The organism is Pantoea sp. CTOTU50773 (genome assembly GCF_032082325.1).
GTDB classification, from domain to species: Bacteria; Pseudomonadota; Gammaproteobacteria; order Enterobacterales; family Enterobacteriaceae; genus Pantoea; species Pantoea communis.
This window is the reverse complement of record NZ_DAMDQC010000130.1, coordinates 1-12412: the sequence shown is the minus strand read 5'-3', so window position 1 is coordinate 12412 and position 12412 is coordinate 1. Positions and strand designations below refer to the sequence as shown.

Below are 12412 nucleotides of genomic sequence, written 5' to 3'. Positions count from 1 at the left end.
AGGCCAATATCGCTATCGGCCCGTCAAAGAGGAATTTGTTTATGATTTTGGTTATCACCAGCATTGCTGGCGCGGGCCAATTTTCGCGCAAAGTTCAGAATTTCGCCAGTATTATTCACCAAAACTGAAATAAGAATTTTCGTACCAAGGACAGAACATGACACCCGCCGTAAAACTGCTGGAAAAACAAAAGGTCGCCTTTACCCTTCATCCTTATGAGCATGACAGCCACGAAACAAATTTTGGTGATGAGGCGGTGCGTAAGCTCAATCTCGATGCACGCCAGGTGTTCAAAACCCTGCTCGTGGCGCTCAACGGCGATGCCAAAGCGCTGGCGGTAGCCGTGACGCCAGTTTCCTCGCAGCTCGATTTGAAAAAAGTGGCAAAGGCGCTGGGCGCCAAAAAAGCGGATATGGCCGACCCGCAACTGGCACAGCGCGTCACCGGCTATCTGGTGGGTGGCATCAGCCCGCTGGGGCAGAAAAAACGCCTGCCAACGGTGATCGATCAGCAGGCTGCAGAATTTGCCACCATCTTTGTCTCCGGCGGTAAGCGCGGGCTGGATATAGAACTGGCGGCGCATGACCTGGCACGACTGCTGGATGCCACACTGGCCGACGTGGCGCGCCGCGATTAATCCGGTTGCTGGGCGCAGAGTTGATCAATCATCCAGCGCCCGGCAGGACCTGGCGGATTGCGTCGCGACCAGATTACATCCACCGCGATGCGCTGTGGCCAGCCTGGCACCGGCAACTCTTTCAACACCTGATGACCAAACTGCTCCACCAGCCAGCGCGGTAATACGCTCCAGCCAAAGCCCTGCTCCGCCATTTCCAGTAGCAATAAATAAGAAGGCGCCGACCACACTCGGCCAGCAGGCAAGGGTTCACGGTTTTGCACCCAGGTATTAAGCCGTAAATGACGCAATTCACCGAGTTGTGCTTCACTCACCTGTTTTGACTGCGCCAGCACATGCTCCTGATGCAGATAGATCGCCATTTCCGCCCCCACCTGTAAACGCGCCACCGCTAAATCAGGCGGCAGTTGCGGCTGCGCACGCACCACGCCGAGATGCACGCGACCGGCCTGCAGTAGGTCCAGCGCGTCCGCGTCCTCAGCAATCATGCATTCAAATTCAATATCCGGATAACGCGCTTCAAAGCGGTTGAGCAGATTTTCATGATGATCGGCCTGCCAGAAATCAGAAATCGCCAGACTGAGTCGCGGTTCCACGCCCTGTGACAGCCGCACCGCCAGCTCATCCAACCGCTGGCTGGCCGCCAGAATCTGCTGTACCTGCGCCAGTGCGCGCTGTCCTTGCTCGGTTAGTACCGGCTGGCGACCGCTGCGATCGAACAGGGTGAAACCGAGATCGTCTTCCAGATTCGCCACGGCGCTGCTGATGGTGGACTGGCTTTTGGCCAGCGCACGCGCCGCCGCAGAAAACGAGCCGCTGGCGACGGTCTGGACAAAAGCCTCAAGGGATTCCGGGGAGTATTTCATGGTGAACCATCGCTTTTATCGATAGGTAATCATTTTATCTTAGCATTTTGCGGTGAGAAAATGTGTCGCTTTACCTAAAAGGAGGTTTATATGCGTACCCGTTCGCTGAAAGAACGTTTTTATCATGCTGCAGGATTTGAAGTGCTGGCGATTCTCACTGTGGCTCCGCTGGCCGCCTGGATTATGGAAAAGCCGCTGTTTCAGATGGGCGCGCTGGCGATTATGTTGTCAACGGTCGCCATGCTGTGGAACATGATCTATAACACCGGTTTTGATCGCATCTGGCCGCCGCAGAGAAAACGCGGCCTCGGCCTGCGCGCCATCCACGCGCTGGGCTTTGAAGGGGGCTTTATCGTTATCGGTTTGCCGATTGCCGCCTGGATGCTGAAGATCACGCTGCTGGAAGCCTTTATGCTGGAAGTGGCGTTCTTCCTGTTCTTCCTGCCCTATACCATGGCTTATAACTGGATGTGGGATAAATTGCGCCAGCGCTGGCTGACGCAGAAATCCTGTCAGGCATAAAACAACGGCGCCCAATCGGGCGCCGTTTTTAATTGTGCAGCGCACGCGGCCAGATCCACGCCAAAATGGCTTGCGGATAGCTACGCTTCCTGGGTTTTTCCTGCGCTTTGTCGCGCTCCTGCACCTGCTGCTCCGTTAAATGCACGATGCCGTTTGGCGCATAGTCGGCGATTTTCAGCGGTGAGTGCGCCGTGACGTAATCGCGCAGCACATCCGCATCGCGCAGTCCGGTATTGCTGAAGCCCGCATGCGCCTCGATGTTGGGATAACCATCACCGCCGCTGGCATTAAAGCTGTTGGTGGCCATGCGATAGGTTTTGTCTTTTTGCAGCGGCTCGCCATTGATCTTCACCTCACTCACCGCTTTGCCATCTGCCACCAGACTGATATTGCTGAATTGCGCGAAACCACCGGAGTTGGTCTTGATATTGGCAACCGTGGCAAGATACTTCAGTAATTCGTCTCCGGTCAGCGTGACTGACACCACCTGATTACCAAACGGCTGCACCTGCAACAGATCGCGCCAGCTCAGTTTGCCCGCGGCCAGTGAAGTGCGAATGCCACCGCCACTGATCACCGCGAAATCCGCTTGGGTCGCTGCCATCTGCGCGCGCAGAATCAGCTGCCCAAGGTTGGTTTGTTCAAAGCGCACTTTGTCGCGTTCGCCCACGAACACGCCATCACTGCTGCCAACCGTGACGTCGAGTTTCTTTGCCGCGCGCAGTTGATACGGCGTCAACAATTTCATCATTGCGCTGTTGGGTGGGATCTCTTCCTGCCAGGTAAGCCAGGAAACACTGCCATCCAGATTCTTCACTTCGTGCTTGAGGTTCACCGGGATCAGCTGATAGCTGTCCAGCGTCAATTCGCCGTTGCGGAAGGTGAAATCGCCGCGCCCGACGTATTTGCCCCACTCTTTTGCCTGCATGATCCACACGCCATTTTGGCGATCGGGCTGACAAGGCTGGCCGGGCTGATAATCTTTCACGCTGACGTTATCTTTTTCCATGCACACCGCGTCCTGCGAGTGGCCACCAATAATCACATTAATAGTGCCCGGCGGCAGGCTGCGCGCCAGTTCCACATCACCCGGTGCGTTGCTGCCGTGCTGCCCATCGTCGTAATGGCCCATGTGCGTCAGCGCCACAATCACATCGGGTTTTTCACTGGCACGCAGTTCCGCCACCGCTTTTTCCGTCTCTTTCACCGGATCGCGGATGTCGATATTGGCAATATTTTCCGGATTGGAAATTTTAAGCGTATCGGTGGTGGTCAGGCCAATCACCGCGATCTTCAGCCCCATGCGATTAAAGATCGCCCACGGCTTGAACAGACGCTGGTCGCTGCCCTTTTGATAGATATTGGCAGAGAGGAAGGGAAATTTGGCCCACTTCTGTTGCTGTTGCAGCACGCTGAGCGGCTTATCAAATTCGTGATTGCCGAGCGCCATGGCATCGTAGCCGATGAGGTTCATGCCACGAATATCGGGTTCGGCATTGAGCAGATCCGATTCCGGCACGCCGGTATTCACGTCTCCGGCGGAAAGGATCAAGGCACCACCGCCTTTGGCCTGCACATCATAACGCTGTTTATCCATCAGCGTTTTCTGCGCCGCCAGACCGTATTCGCCCTGCGCATTGGTCCAGTAGCGACCGTGATGATCGTTGGTGTGCAGAATACTGAATCGATAACTGCGATCCGTCTGCCATGCCTGCGCCAGCATCGGCAGCAACAGCATGATCAGCGCCAGACAGCGCCCTCTCCGCGGGAATAACAACAAAGCCGATCTCCTTATTCTGCGTCTTTCCACTTTGCCGTGGACTTAATGTGCTTTATCACCCTTCTGTGTCGCACAGATGGCACTTTAACTCAAGACTAAAGGCTTATAGAGTCATGCGGTAGTAACAAACTGATAACGATAACCGCACTCTTCAGGATTTTTATGGCAAGTGACATCGCAACCCCGGCACGCGCACCGGGACGGACCGCTTTTGGCATTTTAGGTGCCATCAGCCTCGCGCATCTGCTCAACGATATGCTGCAATCGCTGCTGCTGGCGATCTACCCGATGCTGCAAAAAGATTTTAGCCTTAACTTCGTCCAGATAGGTCTGATAACGCTAACCTTTCAGGTCACCGCTTCGCTGCTACAGCCGATCATCGGTCATTACACCGACAAATACCCAAAACCCTGGTCTTTGCCGGTGGGGATGGGCTTTACGCTGTGTGGTCTGGTGCTGCTGACGTTCTCCAGCACCTATCCGCAGGTGCTGCTCGCTGCCGCGCTGGTGGGCAGTGGTTCCTCGGTGTTTCATCCGGAATCTTCGCGCGTGGCGCGTATGGCCTCCGGTGGACGTCATGGCCTGGCTCAATCCCTGTTCCAGGTGGGCGGCAACTTTGGTAGCGCGTTAGGCCCACTGTTAGCAGCGATGATCGTTGCCCCTTACGGCAAAGGGCATCTTGCCTGGTTCGTGCTGGCGGCACTGCTCGGCATTATCGTGCTGCTGCAGGTCAGCCGCTGGTATAGCCACCAGCAGCGCGCCAGTAAGGCAAAGGCAACGGTTGCGCCGGTTAACCCGCTGCCGCGTAAGAAAGTGGCGTTGGCGATCAGCATTTTGCTGCTGCTGATCTTCTCTAAATACTTCTATCTCACCAGCCTGAGCAGCTACTACACCTTCTATTTAATCCAGAAGTTCGGACTTTCTGTTCAGGCCTCGCAATTCCATCTGTTTGCCTTCCTCGGCGCGGTGGCTGCGGGCACCATTATTGGCGGGCCGATTGGCGATAAAATCGGCCGTAAATACGTGATTTGGGTATCGATTCTTGGCGTTGCGCCCTTCACTTTGTTGTTGCCCCACGCCAACTTAATGTGGACCAGCGTGTTGAGCGTGATCATCGGGTTGATTCTCGCCTCGGCGTTTTCTGCCATTTTGGTGTATGCGCAGGAGCTGATGCCAGGGCGTATTGGTATGGTTTCCGGGCTGTTTTTCGGTTTTGCCTTTGGTATGGGTGGGCTCGGTGCCACCGTGTTGGGCGTAGTGGCAGACCACACCAGCATCGAATGGGTATATCAAATCTGTGCCTGGCTGCCTTTAATCGGCCTTTTAACCGCTTTCTTACCTGATAACCGCCACGCGTAAGCCACTTTTGGGGGGCAACGCTTTTTCCTCGCCCCCCTCCATTCTGCGTAAAACCTGCCGATAGTATGAGATAACTGAGGAAAATGCTGCTTAAGCTGCGTTTTCTTCTTAATTTTTCAATTTACTCGCTTTTCACCGCTCAAATGTTTAAACGTGATTAGCGATTGTGCATTACACTAGGTTGTTACAAGCGGATACATTTGCACACAAGGAGACAGGCATGCATCACACCACACCGTTGATCACCACCATTGTCGGGGGCCTGGTCCTCGCCTTTATCCTTGGAATGATTGCCAACCGTCTGCGAATCTCCCCGCTGGTCGGTTATCTGCTGGCTGGCGTGCTCGCCGGTCCCTTTACCCCGGGCTTCGTCGCCGATACTAACCTCGCGCCTGAGCTCGCCGAACTCGGCGTTATCTTGCTGATGTTTGGCGTGGGTTTGCACTTCTCGCTGAAGGATTTGATGTCGGTAAAGTCGATCGCCATTCCCGGCGCCATCGCGCAAATCGCGGTGGCCACGCTGCTGGGAATGGGGCTGTCGTGGGCGATGGGCTGGTCGTGGATGACCGGTCTGGTGTTTGGCCTCTGTCTCTCCACCGCCAGTACCGTGGTGTTACTGCGTGCGCTGGAAGAGCGTCAACTGATTGATAGCCAGCGGGGGCAGATCGCCATTGGCTGGCTGATTGTTGAAGATTTGGTGATGGTCCTGACGCTGGTGCTGCTGCCCGCCATTGCCGGGATGCTGGAAGAAGGCAACGCCAGCCCCTCTCTGCTGTTCTGGGACCTGATGCTGACCATCGGCAAAGTCGTCGCCTTTATGGTGCTGATGATGGTGGTCGGCCGTCGCTTGGTGCCGTGGATTCTGGCAAAAAGTGCCGCCACCGGATCGCGTGAACTCTTTACCTTATCCGTACTGGCCCTGGCGCTGGGTATCGCTTTCGGTGCGGTTGAATTCTTCGATGTCTCCTTCGCCCTCGGCGCCTTCTTTGCCGGTATGGTGCTTAACGAATCCGAACTCAGCCACCGTGCCGCGCACGATACCCTGCCACTGCGCGATGCGTTTGCGGTGCTGTTCTTTGTCTCGGTCGGTATGTTGTTTGACCCGATGATTTTGATCGAGCAGCCGCTGGCGGTGCTGGGCGCGCTGGCGATCATCGTGCTCGGGAAATCCATCGCCGCCTGGCTGCTGGTGACGCTGCTCGGCCACTCGCGCCGCACCGCCATGACCATTTCAGTGAGTCTGGCGCAGATTGGGGAATTTGCTTTTATCCTTGCCGGATTAGGTATTTCACTCGGCATGTTGAGTGATGAAGGACGCAATCTGGTGCTGGCGGCTGCGATCCTCTCGATTATGCTCAACCCGATTCTGTTTACCCTTCTGGAGCGCTACCTCGATAAGACTGAAACCATCGAAGAGCAGACGCTGGAAGAGGCGATTGAAGAAGAGAAGCAGATTCCGCTGGATATCTGTAATCACGCGGTCATTGTGGGTTATGGCCGCGTTGGCAGCTTGCTGGGCCAGCAGCTGATGGAAGCCGATGTGCCGCTGGTAGTGGTGGAAAATTCCCGTCCGCGCGTTGAAGCGCTGCGTGAGCAAGGGATCAAGGCGGTGCTGGGCAATGCGGCTCGCGTCGATACCATGGAGTTAGCCCGACTCGACTGTGCACGCTGGCTGCTGCTGACCATTCCAAACGGTTACGAAGCCGGGGAAATTGTCACCGCCGCGCGTGAGAAGCGTCCGGATATCGAAATTATTGCCCGCGCGCATTACGACGATGAAGTGAATTACATCATGGAACGCGGTGCCAATCGCGTGGTGATGGGCGAGCGTGAGATCGCCAACAGCATGTTGAACGTGCTGCAGGAAGAGATTGCGCAGAACCCGATTGTGCGGGAGTGCCCGATATAACAGACACCGTAGCGCCATAATTCAACTGATACCGTAGCGCCGCTATTCAACAGACACCGTAGCGGCGGGATTAATCGCGCAATTCAAGCAGCACCGCTGCCAACAAACGCGCGATAAATCGCGCCGTTACGGGTTCACTGTTACCTGTCCCAGTACGACTCTTCTAAACTGTCTTCCCGCTCAGGCAGCCCGCGCATCAGACGCGGTGAATGCTGATTCAGCACCTGATAACTCACCCGGTTGGCATACTTACACACCTGCGCCAGCGACGAATAGGTGAGATAACCGCGTGCGTGTTTACTGGAGTTCGGCACTTTCTGGCGGTGGAAATTATTGGCAGTGATGTCGTGCAGCAGCGCGGCCAGAGCACCATCGCCCGCGCCGTTGGTGTTCATGATCTTCTCAGGGCCGCCCATATAAGGCGCGATGTGCGAGAAGATGCGCAGCGGCTGCTGGCAATCCTGATGACGCATAGCGCGGCTGAACTCATATTGGTTGAACTCGGCAATTGAGCCCGGCAGCAGCGGATGATTGGTTTTGCGCTTGAATTCATCTTCGGTGAAGCCAGCCATATACAAACCGGTAGGGCCAGCAGTGCACAGCACCAGATCCACCCAGTCCAGCGCAATATTCGACGCCAGCAGCGGATCCTGCTCACCCGTCAGCGCCAGCGCCTCTTCTTCGTTCATCGCCACGATCGACACATGATCACGCAGGAAATCGCGCCAGAACTGCGGATCGTCCTGAATCACGTATTTGGTTCCCAGCGTCAGCACCACCGGCACGTTATGTTTTTTCGCGTAGTCGATGGCACGCAGCGTGGCCGCTGGCATCGGTTCACCCGGCTGGCAGCGCACCAGATAGGAAGTCAGCACCAGCGCCGACGCCCCGGCAATCACCTCTTCCGGAATGCTGTCCGCCTGCAGTTGGTTCATTAAACCCGGGCTGATGGCAAAGGTGCGTTCGCCCTGCTCACCAATCAGAGTGAAGCAGCGGCCAATCGCGCCATCCACGCCCTGCAGGAAGTTGAGATCCATACGGCTGGAGGTGTTGCACAGATAGCGATAAGCGTAGCCGCCAATCTGGATGTTGTTGCACATCACGCCGAGCAATACGGAACGGTCATCGGCCAGCACGGAATAGTTGTGCAGCGTATTACCGATGGTGCCGCCGGCAAATTGATGGCTGATCAGCGCATCGCGCATTAGCTCGTCATACAAAGCTTCTGCGGTAGCATCGTCGATCACCAGCGAGTTGCCGGCGCTCAGCCCGTAGCGTTGCAGAAAGTCATCATCAACTTTGGCTTCAATATCCACCAGCGTCTGGTCGATACCCACCACCCAACTGCCCTCTTCCTGCTCTTGAGGTGTGGCTTGCAGCAGCGGATCGCGCGCGTTAACGGGGAAATAGTGTTTGGATTTGCGTTTGCCGGGAAATTTCATCGTGGCTGCCGTAAGGGAAATCTGACAGAGAATGATATCACACTCTCTGCCAGCACTTTATCGGCGTGCGTTGACCAGCTGAACCATCATCTCGATGTGCTCGTCATCGGCGTTGAGCGCGGGAATGTATTCGAACTTCTCGCCACCGGCGTGCAGGAAGAACTCACAGTTCTGCTCGCTGATCTCTTCCAGGGTTTCCAGGCAGTCTGCGGAGAAGCCGGGACTCATCACCTGCACATGTTTGATGCCCTTGGCCGGTAAACCTTGCATGGTTTCGTCGGTGTACGGTGTCAACCATGGCTCGCGACCAAAGCGTGACTGGAAGGTCATCATGATTTTGTGCGGCGCGATGCCCAACGCGGCAGCCAGCGCCTCGGTGGTGTCTTTGCAGCGCTGCGGATAATCATCACCTTCGTCGGCAAAGCGCTGTGGGATGCCGTGATACGACAGCACCAGCAGGTCCGGTTCGCCATGCTGCGCAAACGAACGCTCAACCGAAGCCTTCAGTGCTGCGATATAGGCAGGATGCTCGGCATAATCGCGAATGAAAGCCACTTCAGGCAGGGAGCGCAGCGGTTTAAAGCTGGCGGATAATCCGTCCCAAACGGCAGCCACCGTCGAGCACGAGAATTGCGGATAGAGCGGCAACACAATCAGTTTGGTGACACCCTGGTCCAGCAAACGCTGTACCGCCCCGTCGAGGCTTGGCTGGCCGTAGCTCATGCCCAGCTCAACCGGCATATCCACGCGCTGCGCCAGCGCATCGCGCTGCTGCTTGCTGAACACCATCAGCGGAGAGCCTTCTTTCATCCACACCGAGGCGTACAGTTTCGACACGCGCGGCGAACGGAACGGCAAAATGGCGAAATTGAGAATCGGCCACCACAACCAACGCGGTGTATCCACCACGCGCGGGTCGCCAAGGAACTGTTTCAGATAGCGCTTAACGGCAGGTGTTGTAGGCGCATCAGGTGTGCCTAAGTTGACCAGCAAAACCCCAGGCTTTTCTTGCCTCATTGGTATTTCCTTGATGTCAAAACGAATGGATCAAAATCAGGGGGAAATTGTAGCGGAAATCGTGGGAGGGGAAAGCAATTGCTGTAAAAGGGCCGGACAACCGGCCCCTGATCCGCATTAACCGAGAATACCGGCCAGCTGCGTGCTCACTTCAGCCACCTTACGGGTGCCGTCGATCTTGTGATACTGGGTGTTACCGGCTTCCGCTTCTTTGCTGTAGTAAGCAATCAGCGGTGCAGTCAGCTGATGGTATTCCACCAGACGCTTACGCACGGTTTCTTCCTGGTCGTCTTTACGCGTGGTCAGCTCTTCGCCGGTCACGTCATCTTTGCCTTCCACTTTTGGAGGATTATAGGTGACGTGATACACGCGGCCAGACGGCGCATGCACGCGACGACCAACAATACGATCCACAATCAGTTCGTCCGGTACGGCAAACTCCAGCACGAAGTCAACATTGATACCCGCGTCTTTCATGGCATCAGCTTGTGGGATGGTGCGTGGGAAGCCATCGAGCAGGAAACCGTTTTTGCAGTCTTCCTGCGCGATACGCTCTTTAACCAGCGCAATCACCAGCTCGTCTGTCACCAGTTTACCGGCATCCATGATGGCTTTCGCCTGTTGGCCCAGTTCGGTGCCTGCTTTAACTGCCGCACGCAACATGTCACCGGTGGAGATTTGCGGAATACCGTATTTCTCCATGATGAATTGAGCCTGAGTGCCTTTACCTGCGCCCGGTGCCCCGAGCAGAATAATACGCATTGCGTAATTCCCCTTGCGAATCGCATTGATCAATCTGAGAAGGCCAAGAACATACCATTATGACCCGCGCACCACAAGGAAACGGGCGCGCTTCCGGTGAAAGCTTTACTTTGACTTGCTTTAGCGCAAAACACCAGCAGAGTGCCCGTTTTTAAGAATCAAGGCTAACGCTTAACACGTCTTTCAGACGTCTCTTCAGGATCGGCGTGACGTTTTGATTTTTGTTCACACCGCCGCGCACGTTGGCATGCAGGCGCAATCGGTGAGGAGCGGGAAGCAGATGCATATCCTGCGGTAAGTCGGGCAAGGTAAGACTGACCGGCATGGGGAACAGGGCGAACGGTAAGCCGTGCTGCTGAATCGATTGCAGCTGAACCGGGGCCTCAAGCGTAATATTATCCACGCTAGCGATATTAAACGGCCGCCAGTCGCTGTTTTCCATCATTTCAAGAGTTTGATCCAGTGACGAGCCAAAGGCCAGTCCCTGCTCAAATAACCGCAATTCGCTGCGCACTAGCGTGCTGAAATCGCAGGTTTTCAATGCAATTAACACCAGGTCACTGCTTAACGCCGCATGACGATCGAGCCGCGCCACAAACAATCGCGCATCACTGATTAATCGTTTATGCAACAAGGTGGCAAAGGATTCCGAGGCGTCGGTCACGCCCTGACTTTGACACTCCGCCAGCGGACGCACCCGACCCTGCAGCATGTCGACATGCTCCACCAGCGCAATGTTACCAGCCATCATCGGCACTGCGGGTAACACACTCAGTTCACTGACCGGATATTGCGAAGCGTAACGCGTTTGATTGCGCGCCTGTTCCTGACGTAAAAACAGTTGTGAGAGCAGCACCCGCGAAATATGCAAAGAAGGTGCAAAGAAGAGGTCGTAATTTTCCAGCCGATAGTGACGTGAAAGCAAGCCGCGAAGTCGATCGCGCGCTGCCGCCGCCCTGGCAGAAGCATGTTGGTGATCCATCGCGTGAGATTTCTCTAATTATAAAGATGCTGTGTGTGTCGCAGATTGAGGGGGAACATTAGCCGCTTTAAACACAGACAACGCCATCCGTCAACCCGCCATAATCTGGGGGAAAGGTTAGGCCAATGCGGCTGGACATTAAAATGATATAAACTGACAATCCCTGTTAGGTTTTTACACAGGGGATGAGTATGACCGCGCTTCCGTCGTTACGTGCACTGCACTATTTTCATCAGGCAGCACTGCACAGCAGTTTTAGCGTGGCGGCCGAGCGTCTTCATGTGACACACAGCGCCATTAGCCATCAGATTCGACAGCTGGAAAGCTGGATGGGAAAGCCCTTATTCGTCCGTACCAATGGGCGCGTCAAATTAACCTCACACGGCGAGCGCTTGCTGGTGAGTTGTCAGAAGGCGTTTAGCGAACTCTCCACCACCTGCGAAAGCATTCGCACCGGCATGCGTCATCACCTCAGCGTCTCTTGCGCGCCCAGTTTTCTCTCGCAATGGCTGATTCCACGTATTAGCAGTTTTTATCAACGCTATCCCGATATTGAAGTGCAGTTTCAGCCGCTGGTGGAGATCGACCAGTTGCGCAGTGAACACACCGATGTGCTGATTCTCAGCTATGAGCAGTCACCGGATGAGGATATTGATGCTACGCTGATCAGCGATGACTACATCGGCCCGCTGTGCGCGCCTCAGTATGCTGCGCGTTTTCACAATGAGCAGGATTTAGCGTCATTGCCGCTGCTGCATGCCGATACACGACTGCACGCCTGGGCCGAGTGGGCGAAAACCAGCGGTGCGCGTGGCAATTATTGGGTCGGTAAGCATTTCGATAATCTCACTCTGGGCATTCAGGCGGCGAGAAATGGTTTAGGGGTGATCATGGCCCCGCGCTTACTGGTCAGGCAGGAGTTGAGCGACGGTACGCTTATCGCCCCATTGGGATTTGTGCGTGTGGACCGCGCCACCTGGATGATGACGAAAATGTCACGTCAGCATGATGCGGAGATAACGTTGTTCCGGAATTGGCTGCGCGATCAGGCGCTGCATTAAAAGAAAGGTCGGCATTCAATGCCTAATGCCAGTCAGTTAAGCCTGACTGGCATTTTTTCTTCTGGCTGTCGGATA

The 12412-nt window shown here is 55.4% G+C and carries 11 protein-coding genes; 5 read left to right on the top strand and 6 right to left on the bottom strand.

The annotated features are described in order from the left end of the window. Positions 1-157 precede the first annotated feature (157 nt). Positions 158-637, top strand: a complete 480-nt coding sequence (gene ybaK / locus RT340_RS17575) for a Cys-tRNA(Pro)/Cys-tRNA(Cys) deacylase YbaK (RefSeq protein WP_058962239.1) — start codon at positions 158-160, stop codon at positions 635-637. Here the strand turns inward: ybaK and RT340_RS17570 are convergent. Beyond that, positions 634-1503: a LysR family transcriptional regulator gene (locus RT340_RS17570; RefSeq protein ID WP_034828200.1), complete on the bottom strand. Its 870-nt coding sequence runs from the start codon at positions 1501-1503 to the stop codon at positions 634-636. The genes ybaK and RT340_RS17570 overlap by 4 nt on opposite strands. Before the next feature lie 90 nt (positions 1504-1593). Here RT340_RS17570 and RT340_RS17565 point away from each other — a divergent pair, with 90 nt between their 5' ends. After that, positions 1594-2025 (top strand): multidrug/biocide efflux PACE transporter, encoded by a 432-nt coding sequence (locus RT340_RS17565; RefSeq protein WP_034828198.1) that lies wholly within the window; start codon positions 1594-1596, stop codon positions 2023-2025. Positions 2026-2053: 28 nt separating this feature from the next. Here RT340_RS17565 and ushA read toward each other — a convergent pair whose 3' ends face one another. Then, a complete protein-coding gene (gene ushA / locus RT340_RS17560; RefSeq protein WP_313377379.1) occupies positions 2054-3805 on the bottom strand; it encodes a bifunctional UDP-sugar hydrolase/5'-nucleotidase UshA in 1752 nt (583 codons plus the stop codon). Positions 3806-3967: 162 nt separating this feature from the next. Here ushA and RT340_RS17555 point away from each other — a divergent pair, with 162 nt between their 5' ends. After that, complete coding sequence (locus RT340_RS17555; protein WP_313377378.1) at positions 3968-5164, top strand: MFS transporter; 1197 nt, start codon at positions 3968-3970, stop codon at positions 5162-5164. Positions 5165-5384: 220 nt separating this feature from the next. Then, positions 5385-7073 (top strand): YbaL family putative K(+) efflux transporter, encoded by a 1689-nt coding sequence (ybaL, locus tag RT340_RS17550; protein WP_313377377.1) that lies wholly within the window; start codon positions 5385-5387, stop codon positions 7071-7073. Between the two features lie 140 nt (positions 7074-7213). Here ybaL and RT340_RS17545 read toward each other — a convergent pair whose 3' ends face one another. The 4 genes from RT340_RS17545 to RT340_RS17530 form a co-directional block, all read right to left on the bottom strand. Continuing rightward, complete coding sequence (locus RT340_RS17545) at positions 7214-8515, bottom strand: inosine/guanosine kinase (RefSeq protein WP_313377376.1); 1302 nt, start codon at positions 8513-8515, stop codon at positions 7214-7216. A 57-nt stretch (positions 8516-8572) separates the two neighbouring features. Next, on the bottom strand, positions 8573-9532 hold the full coding sequence (gene hemH, locus RT340_RS17540) for a ferrochelatase (protein WP_034828187.1): 960 nt from the start codon (positions 9530-9532) through the stop codon (positions 8573-8575). Between the two features lie 117 nt (positions 9533-9649). Next, entirely contained in the window at positions 9650-10294 is a 645-nt protein-coding gene (gene adk / locus RT340_RS17535) for an adenylate kinase (RefSeq protein WP_034828185.1), read from the bottom strand. A gap of 151 nt (positions 10295-10445) precedes the next feature. Next, positions 10446-11276, bottom strand: a complete 831-nt coding sequence (locus RT340_RS17530; protein WP_313377375.1) for a DUF6024 family protein — start codon at positions 11274-11276, stop codon at positions 10446-10448. 191 nt (positions 11277-11467) lie between these two features. On the opposite strand from RT340_RS17530, the gene RT340_RS17525 reads away from it, so the two are divergent. Continuing rightward, entirely contained in the window at positions 11468-12337 is an 870-nt protein-coding gene (locus RT340_RS17525) for a LysR substrate-binding domain-containing protein (RefSeq protein ID WP_313377374.1), read from the top strand. Positions 12338-12412: the final 75 nt, after the last annotated feature.